Annotated in this window: 8 protein-coding genes; 4 read left to right on the top strand and 4 right to left on the bottom strand. The window is 52.5% G+C overall.

What is annotated here, in order from left to right:
• Positions 1-55 precede the first annotated feature (55 nt).
• From Q0W37_RS08925 to Q0W37_RS08915, 3 genes are all read left to right on the top strand, one after another.
• On the top strand, positions 56-397 hold the full coding sequence (locus tag Q0W37_RS08925) for a P-II family nitrogen regulator (protein WP_173351032.1): 342 nt from the start codon (positions 56-58) through the stop codon (positions 395-397).
• Positions 398-551: 154 nt separating this feature from the next.
• On the top strand, positions 552-1,826 hold the full coding sequence (locus Q0W37_RS08920) for an ammonium transporter (protein ID WP_297700694.1): 1,275 nt from the start codon (positions 552-554) through the stop codon (positions 1,824-1,826).
• Between the two features lie 313 nt (positions 1,827-2,139).
• A complete protein-coding gene (locus tag Q0W37_RS08915) occupies positions 2,140-3,675 on the top strand; it encodes an Rne/Rng family ribonuclease (protein ID WP_297700692.1) in 1,536 nt (511 codons plus the stop codon).
• Positions 3,676-3,801: 126 nt separating this feature from the next.
• On the opposite strand, the gene Q0W37_RS08910 is transcribed toward Q0W37_RS08915, so the two are convergent.
• Positions 3,802-7,791, bottom strand: a complete 3,990-nt coding sequence (locus Q0W37_RS08910) for a fibro-slime domain-containing protein (protein WP_297700690.1) — start codon at positions 7,789-7,791, stop codon at positions 3,802-3,804.
• Between the two features lie 258 nt (positions 7,792-8,049).
• Positions 8,050-11,880, bottom strand: coding sequence for a fibro-slime domain-containing protein (locus tag Q0W37_RS08905; RefSeq protein ID WP_297700688.1), 3,831 nt, complete (start codon positions 11,878-11,880; stop codon positions 8,050-8,052).
• Positions 11,881-12,134: 254 nt separating this feature from the next.
• On the opposite strand from Q0W37_RS08905, the gene pta reads away from it, so the two are divergent.
• The gene (pta, locus tag Q0W37_RS08900; RefSeq protein WP_297700686.1) at positions 12,135-13,523 is read left to right on the top strand and encodes a phosphate acetyltransferase; all 1,389 of its coding nucleotides are present in this window, start codon (positions 12,135-12,137) and stop codon (positions 13,521-13,523) included.
• Between the two features lie 463 nt (positions 13,524-13,986).
• On the opposite strand, the gene eno is transcribed toward pta, so the two are convergent.
• Entirely contained in the window at positions 13,987-15,411 is a 1,425-nt protein-coding gene (gene eno, locus Q0W37_RS08895) for a phosphopyruvate hydratase (protein ID WP_297700684.1), read from the bottom strand.
• 121 nt (positions 15,412-15,532) lie between these two features.
• Positions 15,533-16,852, bottom strand: coding sequence for a GntR family transcriptional regulator (locus tag Q0W37_RS08890; RefSeq protein WP_297700682.1), 1,320 nt, complete (start codon positions 16,850-16,852; stop codon positions 15,533-15,535).
• Positions 16,853-16,953: the final 101 nt, after the last annotated feature.

The raw sequence follows: 16,953 nt of genomic DNA, 5'->3' as shown, positions 1-16,953 counted from the left end.
GTCTTTGCAATAGTGTGGGCAAAACAAGAAAACAACCCTAACAAAGGATAGGAACATGAAGCTCATTACAGCTTATATCCAACCCGAGCGATTGAACATCGTAAAGCAAGAACTTTACGAGAACAAGATCTACAAGATGTCTGTTACTAACGTTCTTGGCTGCGGTCAGCAGCGCGGTTACAACCAACGTTTCCGTGGCGTGGTGACCGAGGTTAATTTGCTCAAAAAGATCTGCTTGAAGATTGCGGTGAACGACGAATTCGTCAAGCCCTGTATCGACGCCATCATCAAGGGAGCTCGTACGGGCGCTATCGGCGACGGCAAGATTTTCGTCACGGAACTCGAACAGTGCATCCGCATCCGCACCGGAGAAACGGGCCCCGAGGCAATCGGGTAGTGAGCAACGAGGTCGCGCTAGCGCGCTCTGAGGTATGAGAAAAAAACTCAAAGTTATGCATTAGCAAGACAACCCCAAAGCGAGCCTGCGAGCGACCTCATCCCCCAAAGGACCGAAGGTCCGACCTCAACACTTTTTTAAAAGGATTTAAACAATGAACGAAGCAGCAACTGTCGTACCTGTCAGCGACGCCATCTTTATGACAGAAAACATTTGGATCATGATTAGCGCCATGCTGGTGTTTATCATGGGCCTGGGCTTTGCCTGTGTCGAAGCGGGTCTTGTTCGTGCCAAGTGCGCGGCCAACGTCGCTTTCAAAAACATCGCGGTTCCCGCCATAGGAATCACGATGTACGCCGCCATCGGCTTTGCCCTCATGTACCCCGGAACGTTCAATGCGATCTCCGGTGTACTTGGATTTGCCGGATTCGGCATCGGTGACTGGGCAGACCCCTCTAAGTTCACCGCCGCCTACAACGGTCACTTCACCCTCTTCACCGACTGGCTGTTCCAGGCGATGTTTGCAGCAACCGCGGCAACGATCGTCTCTGGCGCTGTCGCCGAACGTGTGAAGCTGAACTCCTTCCTCGTCTTCACCATCATCTACGTGGCCTTCGTCTACCCGATCGTGGGTAGCTGGACATGGGGCGGCGGCTGGCTTTCTTCCATCGGCAAGGCCGGTTTCCATGACCTCGCAGGTTCTACGCTCGTTCACTCCGTAGGCGGCTGGGCAGCTCTCGCTGGCGTCATGATTCTTGGACCGCGTATCGGTAAGTATGTCGGCGGCAAGGTGCACGCCATTCCAGCCCACAACATTCCGCTTGCCACCATCGGTGTGTTCATGCTCTGGTTCGGTTGGTGGGGATTCAACGCCGGTTCCGCACTCTCCGGCGATGCAAAGGCTACTAGCTGGATTTTGGTGACCACGAACCTCGCCGCTGTTGCAGGCATCATTACCGCAACGCTCACGAGCTGGATTGTTTCGAAGAAGCCGGACGCCACCATGGCCCTCAACGGCTGCCTTGCAGGCCTTGTCGCTATCACTGCCGGTGCAGACGTGGTTACCCCGCTTTCTTCCTGGATTATCGGTGCCATCGCTGGTGTGCTCGTCGTCGGTGCAGTCTTCATGTTCGACCGCCTGCACTTGGATGACCCGGTCGGTGCTCTCTCGGTTCACCTGGTGAACGGTGTGTGGGGTACGCTCGCTGTCGGTATCTTCGATATCACTGGCGACTACACCATCGGCACTCAGGCCATCGGCGTGATCGCTTACGCGGTTCCCTGCTTCGGTGCTGCTAGCCTCATCTTCTACGCTATCAAGAAGACCATGGGCCTCCGCGTTACCGAACGTCAAGAACTCCGCGGCCTCGACCAAAGCGAACACGGACAAGAATCCTACAGCGGATTCCAAATCTTCAGCAATATGTAGTAGTGTGACTCCACTCCTAAACCCAGAACGGCCTCGGCTCTGCCGAGGTCGTTCTTTTGTTCAAAATTCCCTTACGCGCCCCAAATCAGCGCCAGTTTCGCCATTCGTCCCCTTTATCCGCATTTCAATCCCCTTTTCGCCCAACCACTATCCACCAAGCACTAACCACTTATTATATTTTGGTTCCCTAGACCTGGCGTTGTGGAAATGCGGTACTTTCCGTAAAAGAAGCGCGCGGGTTCGGAAGCGCTCCATACTTTTGGACTGCTTCTTAGGGACGTCCAACAAGATTTGACTACTTTTAGGAGCTTTAATGGCAAATAAGTGCAAGCGTGGAATTTTGATTAGTAAGACCCCTTACGAAAAACGTATCGCCATCATGGAAGATGGCGAACTCGTTGAACTTGTCGTCGAGGGAGTTTCTTCTAATCGAGTTCTGGGCAATATTTATAAGGGCGTGGTCCAGAAGGTGCTTCCGGCACTCAAGGCTGCGTTCATTGATATTGGCCTTGAAAAGGCAGGCTTTTTGCATCAAGAAGACGCCATGGACAGAAACGAACTTCTCCGTCGCGAATATGGTGACGACGACGATGAAGGCGGTTCTTCCAAGGAAGTCTCGATTGACGAAATCCTGCAGGAAGGCCAGGAAATCATGGTTCAGGTGGTCAAGGAACCGATTAGCACCAAGGGTGCCCGTCTGACGACGCACCTGAGCTTTGCAGGTCGTTTCCTCGTGTGCATGCCGGGCACTAACTTCATTGGTGTCTCCAAGCGTGAACGCGACCCGGCCAAGCGCCGCGAATTCAAGAAGGTGGTCCGCCGCCTGAAAGGTCGCGACGTGGGCTACATCGTCCGTACCAACGGCCTGAACGAATCCGAATTCGAAATCAACAAGCAGATGCGCGAACTCGAAAGCAAGTGGGAACAGACGAAGTACAACTTCGAAAACCAGCCTGCCGAAACCTGCATCTACGAAGAATCCGATTCCATTGAACAGACGGTGCGCGAATACTTCAGCGACAACACCGACTACGTGTATATCGACAACCGCGACGAATACTTCGCCCTGCGCGAATACCTCAAGGTGCTCTCGCCGGACAAGCTCGACAAGGTGAAGCTCTGGAGCTCTAACGAAAGCCTATTCGAATACTTCAAGATCGAAAACGACTACGCACGCTCCCTGCAGCGCCAGGTACCGCTCCCGCGTGGTGGAAACCTCGTGATCGAACAGACCGAAGCTCTTGTCTCCATCGACGTGAATACAGGTCCGAAGGTCCACGGCAAGGACCAGGCGAAGATCATTCTCGAAACGAACATCGACGCCTGCTACGAAATCGCAAAACAGCTGCGCCTGCGCGACGTGGGCGGCCTTATCATCATCGACTTCATCGATATGGAAACCGAGGCCGACAACGAAATCGTGTACCAGGAATTCCGCAAGGCAATCCGCCGCGACAAGGCCCCCATCAGCCCCGCCCCCATCAGCCAGTTCGGCCTCATGGAAGTCACCCGTAAGCGCGTCCGCGTGAACCTGATGACCGAAAAGACCGAACGCTGCCCGGTATGCGACGGCGGTGGACGCATCGCGACACTCGAATCCACGCTCGGCATGATCGACCGCTGGATGGCCCGCGCAAAGGCGAAGGGCAAACTCCGCGAAGTGACCCTCGTGGTAAGCGCCCAGGTGATCGACGTGCTCTGCAAGGACCACAACCGCATGTTCAACTACTTGGAATACAAGCATGGTATGAGCATCAGCCTCGTGGAAGACGAGCACGCCCATATCAACCAGTTCTGGTTCTACGACAAGATGGGCGAAGACATTACCGACCTTTACAAGTTCGTGTAACGCCGTTCGCGCCCGCGGCTCTGCCGCGGGGTACATCAGCAAGTAACGAAAGAAGACCGCACCCAAGGTGCGGTCTTCTTGTTCAACGAGAGAGAAAAAACTTATCAGGTACCGGTAATAACGGAGCTACAGATCCCAGTTCAGTCCGGTCGGCTTCGCCTTCTTCGGGTTACCGCGGCGAACGCCCCAGAGCTTGTCGCGCGTCTGGTCCATCTTCTTTTCGTCCGCCACGTACAACTTTATCTGCAGTCTTGCGATGTAGACACCTGTTCCCACAAGGCGGCCGTTGTCATTGCGCATGTTCCACGCCAAGAAAATCTTGCCCTTGTTCACCTTACAGCCACCCTGTCCATAGATGGTCGTATCGGAGCAGACGATCTTCCCCGACGTTCCACCGACATAGTGCCCGAGGTGCGTATAGTACTTGGTGCTGTAGCTCAAGACCACATCGTCTTCGTTCATCAAGGTAAGTTCAGCGCTCCTGTACGAGGGCAGGTTTTCGGCGGTGATTGTTCCGTCCTTGATGGCCTTTATCACCGTTTCGCTGACACCCGCTTCTAGGAGTTCATCCTCGGTGATGCGACCGCTGACAATCGCTGCAAACAGGTCGGTCATCGACGCATTCGACGCCGGGATAATCGTCATGGTCGTATCCCTGCTTTCTTCGATGTTCTTCTGCTTCAGGGTTTCAATCGCCTTCAGGTCATCCGAGGTCACAACGGAACTGCTCTTGTAATTGGAAACCGTCACTTCGCCTGCAACGACCGCGGCAATCAGTTCTTCGCTGATGCCGTAGGCTTCGCTCACGACACCGCTCCTGATATCATCGAAGAGCTGCTGCAGGGCTTCCTCTTCGGTCATCTCGGTAACGTTGTACACCGTGTCGTCCTTCACTTCGCCAAGCATCGTCTCGATATAGGCATCCAGGGCAGCGATTTCCTTCTTCGTCTGTTCCTGAATCACCTTGTAGATATCGAAATCGATCAGGTTACCTTGTACGCCATTTTCGTCGCCAATTTCCTGAGCCGTCTTCGTCGGATCCTTGATCAGCTTAGGCTGGGTAATTGTCGGATTTGCCACAATGGGATTTTCCGAATTCAGCAGCACCACGCCCGGGCTTTCGTTCGAAAGTTCCTGTTCACCGGTAATCGGCACCCACGGATTGTTCTTGTGCGGCGCAATTCCCAAGAGGTCCATCGTGCTATTCGCGTCCGGTCCCGGCACAAACCTGATCTGGTCGCCGTCCATCGGAATCACGGCATCCACCGTCGTCGAGGCGCTATACACCAGAACCATCATGTTGCCCGAACCGCTCTGCAGCACCGGCTTTTCCGGAGTACGCTCCTCGCCGTTACGCTTGCAGATAAATTCAAACATGGAGGCGTAGTGTTCGCGAGTTCCGTCCTTGATACCTTCGCTAAAGGTGAGCGTCAGTTCACGGGCACCGTCGCTATTCTTCTTACGTTCCGCAGAAACAATGACCGGGCCAATTCCGTCTTCAACAGGGTCATCGGTAATCTGGAAATGATAATCCTTCCTGTTTTCATCGATATAGGTGAACCATGTCATCATGGAGCCGCTATAGACTTCGGTTTCGCCACCCGTAAAGCGTCTGCTGCCAAAGCCACATGCAGAACCCGCCTCGCAAGAATTGTCCGAAACCAGCACGACCACGTTTCCGTTCACCTTGAAATTCTCCGCGCCGTAAGTCGGGAACGATTCGCCAAACTTGAACTGCAACGAATCCAGGATATGCCTCGAATCCAGTTCCCTGTCGAACTTGATGTAAAGGCTGTCGCCGCGGCCGTCACCATTTCGATCGTAGAGTTTTGCAACGGACACGCGCGGAATCGGCGGCAAATCGAACTGGAGATTTTTCCAGATTGAAGCCGTAGCCGCAGCCCCCTGCGCCGTAAGCACGGCGTTCTTGACTTCACCGTTTGCACGCACGTAGAAAGTCGCATGGCCGTCGTCATCCAGGGTCACCTTCGAAATCTTGTTACCGTTTTCGTCGAGAATGTCAACCAGGGAACTCGAAATCATCAGGTTCACTTTCTTGTTGTAGTTGTTGACCTGCGCCCAGGATTCCAAGAAAGAAATGTGCACCGGATAAACTTCGTACGCCCACTTGCCAATCTGCAAGGTATCTCCCGAAACTTCGGTTCCAAGAATCTTCCAGTTGGAATCGGCATAGGCGATACTCGGAATCGCGTAAGAAGGAATCGTAATTTCTACGGTCGACTTTTGCATCGGGTCATCCTTCAGGGTAATTTCCAAGAAGTAATGTCCCGGAGCAAGGGCATAATTATCGACAATCGATGCCGAGTCAATGGTAAACGTGGAATCGCTCGTAATGCAAATGCCGGAATACCAGCAGCTATCGCTAGGCGTCAATTCCTCCGGTTCCGTAAACGAGCCACCCGACAGCTTGAACGTAGAGCGTCCACCCGTAATGGTCGTATCCTTCGCATTGTCATCCATGTCGCAAGTAAAGGTGCTCTTGCGGTTCACCTGCCAGATATAATAATCCGTCTTAGCACCCCTCCTGTCATCGACAAGGAACATGCTCGCATCCACTTGCAAGTCAATAGAGGTATGCATACGGAAGTTCGATTCGCTTGTATGGCGTTCCGCATAGAAAATATGGAAGTCATACGTTTGGCCCGGAACAAGGGTATCGCCCGTATTCTGTCCAATCGTATCCAGGAGCACGGCCCCGGCTGCCTGCGTATGTTGTCCACCGATATCGACCGCCAAGCGCCTGTCAATAAAGACCCACACGTCGTCGTCACCGTAGAAGTCAAAATACTGGCCAGGAACATATTCAAACTTCGCCTGAATCTTTACGGCAAAGCTGAAATTGTGCCTACCACCATTCCCAGACAACTGATCATAATAGGGGTTTGGGGTTACACCATCTTGTAAATACTCGAAATCGTCAACAATGAACATCCCCTTCTTGGTCTTATCATTGCCATCCGAAACGTCATCCTTGGATATTTCAGCAAGCCAGAAACCATCGTCCTGCATCGTCAGGTAAATATCACGGCAGGTCTTATTGGTCAAGGCCTCTCCGTTCTTGCCCTTACCCAAATTCTCTGGCAAGAACCAACTGTCCAAGTGTTCTGACGCTCTACAATAATCTTCGGGGAAATCCTTGGCGCGTACAGGAACACCGTTATCACCGAGTTTGTACTCGACCATGCCCTTGACAAAACCATGATGTTCGTCATCGTAAGCATTCTTTCCAGTACACCCATTGCCGGCCTCAAAGTCAGCATTGACACCGTCCTTTCCGGCTCCATACCAGTCAAACACCGTCACAGGGAATCTCTTGGGTGCACAGTCGCCGAGAACACCCGGTGCATTTATCGTCAAGTCAGGAGCACCCGACTTGTAACCGCGAATCCAGATGGTATCACCCAGGGCAGCAATACTGTCGAGACTGATTTCCTCTTCGGAATCAATCTTCTTGTTAGACGATCCATTCGCCCCCACATAGGTAGTTCCAATGGTCTGCTTGAACTGCACATAGAAATTTTCACTCGGAGCCTGGACGGTCGTCTGGTACCAACCGCAATACTTCGGAACGGCGGTCATGATCGTTTCTTCAAGCCCTTGAATCAAGATAGCCGAAGTATTCGTCCAATGCGGCATAAAGCGAATGACCTTTTCACCCGCTTTCAACGCAGGGCCAGGCCCAGCCTCCGAAGACGAACTCCGCCCAAAGCCAGGCCACTTTGTAGAAGAACTCGAAGACGACTTGGCGCTAGAGGAAGATTCCTCGCCGGGACCAGGACCAGGGCCTGGACCAGGAGCATTTTCCACCTCAGAAGATGTCATCTCACCATTTTTATTAAGCTTGATGCGAACATTTTGGCCTTTTTCAAAAATATCTTCGGCACTGACATCCGATAAATTTTTTTGGCAGGACTTGTCTGTATAGAAATAAACCGTACGGCCTTCAATGGTCGAAAGTTCGATGCCCGCATTCGCTATCGGGAAACAAGTATTTCTGCGTTCATCCTGAGCCCATTGACCATTCGAGGTCAGAACGGCATAATAAAGGTTACCCTTACCATCATATTCAACACTAGCCGTATATTGTGCTGCCATGACCGACGGCACAAACAGCGCGAGCAAAAAAATGGCTCTTTTAAAGAATCCACACCGCATCCACATCTCCACGGGCAAAAGCCCCTATACATTTATAAATGTTCCTTCATAGAAATAAATTTTTTTTCTCAAAAAATCAACACGGCAATGGAGAAATTGCCGTTAATTCTATTTAACAAACGTGTAAATCGTGTGTTACAGGGAGAAATGTTCTCAAAAAATCAAAGAAACCACTAAAAAAGCCCTGGATTTCAACCGCTAAAGGCCGAAATCCTTGGCATTCACCGTTCCGCGGCGGACACCCCACAGGAAATCCTGCGTCCGATCGGTAATCTTCTTGGTATTCACCTTGATGCGAATCTGGAGACGTGCAATGTAGACACCCGTCGCCACAAGATTTCCCGCATCGGAACGCATATTCCAGGCAAGGAAAAGGCGCCCGTCGTTATCGAGGCAGTTTTTCGCCCCATTTTCCTTGAAAATATCGTCGTTACAGGTAATGGTCCTGGAATCCCCGCTCACGTAGTGTCCAAGGCTCGTGTAATAGTGCGTCTCGTAACGAAGTTCGGTTTCGTCGGCAACGGCGCTCACGATCTTCTTGATATCGGCCTCGGTCCCACGGGCATAGTAATCCACATTCTTGCTGTCCAGAAGACCATTTTCGTAGGCATCCACAATCACGGCATCCAGGCCGAACCTGTCTTCCGCCTCGCTAATGGTCATCCTTCCCTCATCCACTTCACGAATGATGTCCTGAATCGTGTAGGTCCTCGGAGTCGTGCCATTTTCTTCGGCGGCCTCAGCCTCGTCCTTGTCCACGTACGTCGGAGTTCCCTGCACGGCCTTCACGATTTCGGCAATTTCGTTTTCCACCAGCTGCGCCATATCCAGGTCACCCAAGAAATGTCCCTGCGTTCCATACATCCGGCCCACCGAATCCGCCGACATATCTGCAGAAACAAGCTTCGGAACGGTAGCGTCTTCGCTTCGGACAATTTCGCGGGCATATTCGAAAGAGGGCGAATCCTTGGTAAGGCTTACTACCTTCGGGCTGGTAATCGTCACCTTCTGTTCACCGGTAATGCGTACCCAGGGGTTGGCCTCGTGCGGAGAAACGCCTAGCAGGTCCACGGCCTCGCCCAACTGGGAAGGGGGCCTAAAGCGGATAGAATCACCCACGGCCGGAATGACGTCGGTATCGAGACCCTTCGGGAAAATGAGCTTCCACTGGTTGACTTGTTCTACCGCAATGTCGGTGGACATCTTCACGGCGGAATCCTGCACGTTGTTTTTCCAGCAGTGGAAACGGAAAAGGTCGCTACTCTTCTCGGCATCGTCGATTCCCTCGCTGAACGAAACCGTCAGTTGGGTATTGCCGTCCTTAAGGTACTTGACTTCGGCTGAAAGAACCACGGGGCCGACCTTGTCGGCAAGGGGGCCGTCCACCCAAAACGGCAGCTTCTTTCCTTCGTCATCGGTGTAGGTGTACCAGACCGTGTCTATTTTACCAACATAGGGTTCCGCCACTCCACCCGTGAAAATGGAAGACCCAAAGCCGTCGCCCTTTGCGGTAACGGTCGCTACCAGGTCTCCGTCCTTGTATTCTGCCTTGTACGAACTATTGAACTTTTCGGGTCCAAACGTAAACCGGAGCGAATCTAGAACGCTCTGCCCTCCAAGGGGCTTGTTGAACTCGATCGAAATGAAGTCGGCACGTCCGTCGCCCGTATTGTCGTATATGGAAGCAACCTTGATCTGCGGCACCGGCGGGACCTTGATGTTGATTTTAGTCCACTGGATTTCCTTGTTCTTTGCACCAAAGGAAGATGCGGTCAGTACGCCGTCTACCACTTCGTCAGTCGCCTTCACAAAGAAGATTGCACGGCCATTCATCAAGACCACCTCGTCAATCGGGTTTCCTACGGAATCGCAGACGACAAGATTCGGAGTAGACGTCTTGATCTGCACGGCAACGCCGCTATAGACAGAAGCCCAGTCCTCGACATACATGATATTGACCGGGTAGGAACGGCCCGCCCACATCGTTTCGCCCTTTTGCAGGCTGATGGGCAAGGTGTCGCTTACGACATTGCGGCTGAGAGAATCCCCGAAGGGGCCCCAGAACTGGTCAAAGAAAGAAGTATCTGGATTTTCGGGATCCTCGAAGTTTACGATAAAGTAAGAGGAATCCTTGATGCTTGCAAAGGCCAAATTCGGCAGTTCATACGGTTCAATCGTGAACGGGACATCCTTGTATTCGTCCGGGTTACTCTTGAGGCGTACGCGGATATAGTAGTTGCCGGGCGGAAGCGCCTGCGCCTTGCCGATTGCCTTGGTATCGACCGTCACCATCGTAAAGTCGTTACTGACAGTAATGCCCGAATAGTAGAGCGAATCGAGCGTCTTGAGCGACACGCCACCCTTGCCAAGGCTACGGCCATACAAGACAAAGTTAGACGGTCCGCGTTCTTGCGTCGTATCGGTCGACGTGTTCAAGAAATCGCAGGAAAGCGCCTTCTTGCGCACAATCTGCCACACTTCCTTCTGAATCAGCTTCGGGTCGGTCGAGAGGTCCGTCAGGAACATGCTCGCCTCGGCCTTCAGGTCCATCGAGGTGCGCATCTTGAAATTGGACTGGTTCTTGTGGCGTTCTGCGTAGAAAATCCTGAACGAATAAGTTTCGCCTTCCGTCAGTCCGAGCGTATCCAGCTTGACCTTTCCTTCCTTGGCCTCGTGCTGTCCGCCAATGTCCACCACAAGTTTGTTGTCGATGAACACCCAAACGTCGTCATCGCCCAGGAACTCGAAGTACTGGCCCTTCACATATTCGAACTGGGCCTGGAGCGCCATGGTAAAGCCGTAATTGTGCGTCCCGTACTTTTCGGAATTGATGTTGTCGTACATCGGGTTCGGAACCGTCTTTGCCGAATCCAGATATTCAAAATCATCCAGGAAGAACAGACCCTTTTCGGGGCTTTCGGTATTCTTCTGCCCAAGCCAGAAACCATCGGCAGTCAGGTTCAGTTCCAGGTCGCGGCAAGTGGCATTGGTGTACGAATTGCCGGCGGCATCATGGGCAACCACTTCGGGAATAAACCAGTTGTCAAGGTGATCCGTAAGCTTACAGTCGGAGGGGAAATTCGAAGCTCGTACGGGAACACCGTTGGGGCCAAGTTCCTTTTCGACCATTCCCTTCATAATGGACCGACCATCGCCTTTCTTGCATCCGCCGGTACCAAAGTCCTGGCTTGTGGTACCCGCCTGATTGGTCGCATTCTTTTCGTCGCTTTCACTGCCATGCAGCCAGTCGAACATCATCACCGGGAGAACCTTGACCGGGCAGTCTCCCAGTTCGCCGGGGAACTCCGTAGAAAGTTCGGGTTCGCCGTACATCGTCGCGAGGATCCACACGGTATCGGAAATGGCGAGAACGGAATCGAGCTTTATTTCATTTTCTATAGAGACTTCTTCCTGATAGATACCGTCCTTACCGACATAGTTGCCACCAATCGTCTGCTTGAAATAGACATAGGCATCCTTGGGAGTAAGCACGGACTGGTACTCGAACCATCCGCAATAGTTACCGCCGATAGGATTCATGTAGTCGGCCTTGCCGCCCAGCACAATGGAAACGCCCGTATTGGTCCACGGAGCAAGGAAACGGATCGTCTTTTTAGCAGGTTCCACGATAACGGGCTTGGTCTGGAAAATTTCCACCGTCGAGTCCGCATTTATCTGAACCCATGCCTCGTAGACAGGCTGATCCGCAACACCGCTCCTGTAATCCGGGAAAAGCTCGATAAGGAACGGCTCATGGCCCGGGTTCAAGTACGTTAGGCAGGAATCCTTTCCCTCTTCGCAAAAAGAGCCGAAACGCAGCTGGCGCACAGCATCCTTTCCGTCCGCAAGCCTTTCGTTGGTGAACTTGATGGTGAACGTGCCATCGTCTTCTTTAGAAAGATTCTTGAACTTGAGCTTTTCTTCGTTATCGGCGTAATAAAGGTTATTGCCGTCATAAATAACGTGGGCTATAGCGACATAGTCCTGGGCGATCGTATTAACTACTAAAAGGGATAGGCATAACAGCAAACCCCGGAAAAAGTTGTTGCACTTCATCCGCTCTCTCCATTATAATCCCAAACACATGTCAACCTAGTGCCAAAAATAGCTTTTTTTGCAAATTCTTTCTGCAAATATTACTTTACCCTGTATCATTTTTGTAAGAATCTGCAAAAACGGCAAATGACTCGTATTTTTTTACATTTTTAACGAGACAAAAAGGTCTACGGACCATCAAAATCCTAATTTTAAATACGGAATTTTAAAATCAACAGGAGTTTTTTATGAATCGAGTGTATCTGGTCGCCTCCGCCAACATGGAAGCAAAAGTCAAGGAAGTCATGGACGCCGTAGCCGGTGCCGGCCTGATCGCCGCCGCCTACAAGCCCTGCGTGAACGGTGCCGAAGCCGTGAAGGAACTCAAGGCCCACAATTCCGCCGTGCTCATGGAAAAGATTGCGGCAGACTTCCTTTCGCAGGACTTTGATTCCGTCGACGCCGTGGTGGTCGAAGGTGCTGCCGGTATGAGCGACGTGATGGCACAGAAGTATAACGACTCCCTCGCAACCGCCCTCGATGCCAAGATTTATTCCGACAGCGAAGATGCAGACCTGTTCTGCCCCAAGCGTCTGCTCGCATGCCCCAAGTGCCTCGCCAAGGACTTGGCAGAAGCCCCCGCCGAAAGGAAGACCAGCCAGGCCATGTTCCGCGCAGGCCTCCTCCTGAAGGCCTCCAAGGCCAAGAAGCGCATCGTGCTCCCCGAAGGTTCCGAACCGCGCACCGTGCAGGCTGCAAAGCTCGTAATCGACCGTAAGATCGCCGTGCCGGTACTCATCGGCAAGAAGGACGAAATCTTCGCCGTCGCCAAGGAACAGGGCGTTACCCTCCCTGCCGATATCGAAATTATCGAACCGAGCGCAGAACTTGCCGAAAAGTACGTGCCGACCCTCGTGGAACTCCGCAAGTCCAAGGGCATGACCGAAGACCAGGCCCGTGCAGCGATTGCCGACAACGTAATGCTCGGAACCATGATGCTCAAGATGGGCGAAGTGGACGGACTCGTTTCCGGCGCCATCCACTCCACCGCCGACACGCTCCGCCCGGCACTCCAGGTCATCAAGTGTGCACCCGGCGTCAAGTCCGTAAGCTCCGTGTTCTTCATGTGCATGCCGGACAAGACTTACATTTACGGCGACTGCGCCATTAACCTGAACCCGACCGCCGAAGAACTGGCCGGTATCGCCCAGCAGTGTGACGACACCGCCAAGGCCTTTGGCCTCCCGAGCCGCGTCGCCCTCCTCAGCTACAGCACCATGAACAGCGGCAAGGGCCCCGACGCCGACCTCGTCCGCGAAGCTACCGCCCTTGTGAAGGCAGCCCGCCCCGAAATGCTCGTCGATGGCCCGCTGCAGTACGACGCTGCGACCGTGCCGAGCGTAGGTTCCCTGAAGGCACCGGGCAGCACCGTGGCCGGCAAGGCGACCGTGTTCGTGTTCCCGAGCCTCTCTGCAGGTAACATCGGCTACAAGGCCGTACAGCGCAGCGCCCACGGCACCATCGCCATCGGTCCTATGCTCCAGGGTCTTGCAAAGCCGGTGAACGACCTCAGCCGCGGCGCCCTTGTGGAAGACATCGTCTACACGATCGCTTTAACGGCTGTTCAAGCTAATTAGACCGAACCGGCTAAGTTCAACAGATTCCTTACTCTAGAGCCGATTCTCTCGCCTCCATGCCTCGTTAATACGAGGCACTTGAGGCTCACAAAAGACCGAACCGGCTAAACTCAACAGATTCCTTACTCTAGAGCCGATTCTCTCGCCTCCATGCCTCGTTAATACGAGGCACTTGAGGCTCACAAAAGACCGAACCGGCTAAACTCAACAGAATCCTTACTCTGGAGCCGGTTCTCTCGCAACCACGCCTCGTTAATACAAGGCGTTTGTTGCTCACGGTAAGACCGAACTGAATCGAACCAGTCAATACAAATTCAGAATTACATACAAAAGAGTCCCGACTTTCGTCGGGACTCTTTTTAGATACCTTGTTCTAAAAATTTTTTGCAACAAGACAGCCGTCTAAACAGAGAAGCCGTCCCATCAGGGACGGCTTCTCTTAGCAATTTTCTTTAATCAGAAATTACTTAGCCTTCTTAGCGCAGCCCTTCTTGCAAGCGGTCTTCTTAGCAGCCGGAGCCTTGCAGTTCTTGCGCGGGTCGCCAGCGTAGACAGCAGCCTTGCCGAGTTCTTCTTCGATGCGGAGGAGGCGGTTGTACTTGCAGACGCGGTCCGTACGAGAGAGAGAACCAGTCTTGATCTGGCCAGCGGCAGTACCGACGGCGAGGTCAGCAATGAAGGTGTCTTCGGTTTCGCCAGAACGGTGAGAAACGATCGGAGCATAGCCTTCGACCTGAGCGCGCTTGATAGCAGCGAGGGTTTCAGAAACAGAACCGACCTGGTTCACCTTGATGAGGATAGCGTTAGCGATGCCAGCCTTGATGCCTTCGTCGAAGATGGTCGGGTTCGTGACGAACAGGTCGTCACCCACGAGGTTAATCTTGCCACCGAGCTTGTCGGTAAGAACCTTCCAACCTGCCCAGTCAGCTTCATCGAGACCGTCTTCAATGGAGAAGATGGAGTACTTGTCGATGAGCTTTTCATAGAGCTTGACCATGTCAGCGGACTTGACAGTCTTCTTGGTGCTCTTCTTGAAGGTGTAGGTAACAGCCTTGGAGCCTTCCTTTTCAGTTTCCTTGTCGCAGAATTCGGAAGAAGCAACGTCGAGGGCGATCTTGATGTCCTTGCCGAAAACGTAACCAGCGTTTTCAGTAGCGGTCTTCAAAGCAGCGAGAGCCTTTTCGAGGGTCATCACGTCCTTGATTTCGTAACCGAACTTGTTCTTAGCCGGCTTGATAGCAACGCCCGGAGCAAAGCCACCTTCGTCACCAACGGTCGTATCGAAACCACCCTTCTTGAGGACAGCCTTAAGAGCGTGGAAGATTTCGGTCACCATCTGGAGACCCTTGGAGAAAGTCTTAGCGCCAACCGGAGCGATCATGAATTCCTGGAAGTCGATCGGAGCGGAAGAGTGAGCACCACCGTTGATCACGTTGCACATCGGGCACGGGAGGGTGAGCTTTTCAGTGCCATGGAGCTTAGCAATGTACTGGTAAAGCGGAAGGCCAGCATCCTTAGCAGCAGCAACGCAAACAGCCATGGAAACGCCGAGGATAGCGTTTGCACCGAGCGTGTTCTTGAGCATGCGGTTGCCGTCGAGTTCGATCATAGCGTCATCAACTTCGGTCTGCTTGGACGGATCCATGCCAACGATCTTCTTAGCGATCTTGGTGTTGACGTTCTTCACGGCAGTGAGAGTGCCCTTGCCGAGATAGGTCTTCTTGTCGCCGTCGCGGAGTTCGCAAGCTTCGCGTTCACCGGTGGAAGCGCCGCTCGGAACAGCAGCGTGACCAACGATACCGTTGTCAAGAGTAACATCGACTTCGAGAGACGGATTGCCACGGGAATCCAGGATCTGACGAGCCCAAACTTTAGCGATTTTAGCCATTTTATTAACCTTCTGTTAAAGTGAAAAATTTATGTGCTTTAAATATAAAAAAGTGGTTAGTGATTCGTGGTTAATGGTTAGAAAAAAGTTGGAAAAATGTGAACAGGATTGAGCGAAGTGGTCACTTCTCCACGACATGCCCCGAAAGTTCCCTAAAATCGTCTTTTTTATACAAAGTAACACCAGGGGATACTAGGTGGAATACGGATTGCTCGGCAAGGGCATCCAAGCTGAACTCGAAGGAATCCAGACGGTTGCGGTAGCTGTCGTTAGAATTGTCGAACGATACCATGTAAGGCGGGCGTTTAAGCTTACCCTGCTCCACAAGCGACAAAAGTTCCACCCCTACCCTGTCGTTTGACACGACCCACGCATCTACAGACGGAACCTCTTTTACCAGTTTTTGCAATATGCGACTAAAATGTTCATGAGCCTCTTTCTCTTGCATAAAATCAAAATGGCTCGCATGCGAGGCATCGGTTGCTTCGACAACCTTGAGCCCCACCTCCTTGAGTCCTTTCAGGCGATCCCTCGACCACATACTCATGTGATAAGGCGAAATAAAGGCGACACGCTCCATTCCCTTTTCTTTCAGGAACCGCCCCACCGCGCGCCCCGGAAAATCACCAAAGGCCAAGTTGAAAAACGCATAGCGCTTTTCTTTTTTTAACGCGCGGGGAATATCGTACAGCGGGTGCTCCCACCAGACCGAAATAGGGAACCGCGTGCAGGCGAGAAGCGCAAAGAGCCTGCTTATGTTAAACACCAGCATCGTCGATACGACAGCACCGAAATATTCGCCACAGTCCTCCAGCCGAACCTGGTTTCCGGCGGCATCTAGAAAAAGACCCTCGTCCTCATAGTATCCGAGCGCCTTGACCTTGAGGTTATTGCGCCTAGCTTCGGCATACACCTTCTGCATGAACGTGAGTTCACGTTCGCCAAGCCCGTTAAAATCCCCGCTCGGATTGCAACGCATGATCAAGAGGATTTCCTTTAAATTGACCGAAGACGACCTTGTGTTCTTGAAGTAGTAACGCCCGCGACCCTTACGGTCGAGCACACCCCTTTCACGCAACATTTCAAGGGTGCGGCTCATGGAACCCGACGTGGTCCCGTAAACGAAGCACAAGTCCTTGATCGACGGTAGCGTACTGTCCACCGAAACCTTGCCGGATTTCCAGTCTTCTAAAAGCAGGCGTTCCAGGCGTTCGGTCTCATGTTCGCCTGCGTCTACCACGATTTCGGGCTTATTGCCCCAAAAGTATCCGTTGCCGTGCTCTCCGTAGATTTTCCCTTGTTCTACCAGGCGCTTGTACGCCTGGAAAATGGTAAAGGTCGAAGCATGCAATGACGCAGCCACCTTGCGCACAGACGGAAGCCTTGCGCCGTCCTTGAATCCGGACGATTCTATCCACTTGCAAAATTCATCGACAGTCATGGAGCCTCCGTTATAACACTAGATACACTATAGCACAAACATACATAAATGTCAGGTACAAGGAACCCCTAGTAAGCTAATTTATGTAAGGAAACAAAACT

Origin of the sequence: uncultured Fibrobacter sp., assembly GCF_947166265.1 — a bacterium.
Classification (GTDB): Bacteria; Fibrobacterota; Fibrobacteria; order Fibrobacterales; family Fibrobacteraceae; genus Fibrobacter.
The sequence above is the reverse complement of the archived record's forward strand: the minus strand, read 5'-3'. Positions and strand labels throughout refer to the sequence as shown.

Bases quoted from the DNA above. Each gene is read 5' to 3' on its own strand.
- Q0W37_RS08925 (WP_173351032.1), top strand. From the start codon at position 56: ATGAAGCTCATTACAGCTTATATCCAACCCGAGCGATTGAACATCGTA.
- Q0W37_RS08920 (WP_297700694.1), top strand. From the start codon at position 552: ATGAACGAAGCAGCAACTGTCGTACCTGTCAGCGACGCCATCTTTATG.
- Q0W37_RS08915 (WP_297700692.1), top strand. From the start codon at position 2,140: ATGGCAAATAAGTGCAAGCGTGGAATTTTGATTAGTAAGACCCCTTAC.
- Q0W37_RS08910 (WP_297700690.1), bottom strand. From the start codon at position 7,791: ATGGCAGCACAATATACGGCTAGTGTTGAATATGATGGTAAGGGTAAC.
- pta (WP_297700686.1), top strand. From the start codon at position 12,135: ATGAATCGAGTGTATCTGGTCGCCTCCGCCAACATGGAAGCAAAAGTC.
- eno (WP_297700684.1), bottom strand. From the start codon at position 15,411: ATGGCTAAAATCGCTAAAGTTTGGGCTCGTCAGATCCTGGATTCCCGT.
- Q0W37_RS08890 (WP_297700682.1), bottom strand. From the start codon at position 16,852: ATGACTGTCGATGAATTTTGCAAGTGGATAGAATCGTCCGGATTCAAG.